The organism is Peribacillus sp. P4_C12 (assembly GCF_056402095.1).
Genome location: NZ_JBFUIB010000907.1, coordinates 1 through 1069, shown reverse-complemented (window position 1 = coordinate 1069; position 1069 = coordinate 1). Strand labels below are relative to the sequence as shown.

The 1069-nt window shown below is 42.2% G+C and carries 2 protein-coding genes; both read right to left on the bottom strand.

What is annotated here, in order from left to right:
• Positions 1 to 647, bottom strand: a 647-nt coding sequence (locus AC1DUW_RS30120; RefSeq protein WP_477644354.1) for an SDR family oxidoreductase, incomplete at its 3' end; no start/stop codon positions are given.
• 20 nt (positions 648 to 667) lie between these two features.
• A partial coding sequence (locus tag AC1DUW_RS30115) for an acyl-CoA dehydrogenase family protein (protein ID WP_477644353.1) occupies positions 668 to 1069 on the bottom strand: 402 nt, incomplete at its 5' end.

The following is a 1069-nucleotide window of genomic DNA, read 5'->3' as shown; positions in this document are numbered from 1 at the left end:
GGAATACTGTTTGCCCTATCCTGGATAAATTGTTCAAAACTCACTCCCATTCGCCGTGCTGTTTCTTTCGTCATTTCGGTTTCAATAAAACCAGGTGCTACCGAATTAGCCGTTATTCCATATTTACCAAGTTCAATTGCGAGTGTTTTTGTTAACCCCTGCAACCCCGCTTTTGCCGCTGCATAATTAGCCTGACCGCGGTTACCTAGTGCCGAGGTGGAAGATATATTAATAATTCTCCCATATTTGTTTTCAACCATATACTTCTGAGCCGCACGAACCGCATTGAAAGTACCTTTTAAATGCACGTCCATTACTGTCTGCCAATCTGAATCGGTCATTTTAAATAGTAAATTATCTCGAATGACACCTGCATTATTCACGAGAATATCTAGCGAACCGAACGTATCAGCTATTTCTTTTACTGATGCTTCTACCTCTTCTGAATCCACCACATTGGCGACCCTTGTAAAAATGGTATGGCCTTGATCCCTTAGTTCATTTCCTGTTGAGGTCAAAACTTCCTCATTTATATCTATGATAGCAACCTTTGCGCCTTCACTTGCAAATAGTTCTACGATTGCCCGTCCAATTCCCCTGCTTCCACCAGTAACTAAAGCGGTTTTCCCTGCAAATCTTCCTGTCATAATCTTTTCCTCCTAATCTATTATAAAAATTGTCCTAATTTAACATGTCCTCTAATTAAATTCCGTGAAATAATCATGCGCTGTATTTCATCGGTCCCATCATATATTCTCCAAAGTCTTGCCTCACGGTACCAGCGCTCAATTGGAAGTTCCTTCGTATAACCCATGCCCCCATGTATTTGCAACACGCGATCAACGACACGATTCCCCATATTTGCTCCATAGAGTTTAGCCATAGAAGCTAGATGACGATTGTCTTCTCCATGATCTAGTGTGTAGGCGGCATTTAACACAAGCCACCTTGCAGCTTCGATTTCAACAGCCGAGTCAGCAATCTGCCATTGAATAGCCTGGCGCTCAGCGATTGGTTTACCGAATGTGACGCGTTCTTTTGCATAATCTATAGCCATTTGCAGCAATCT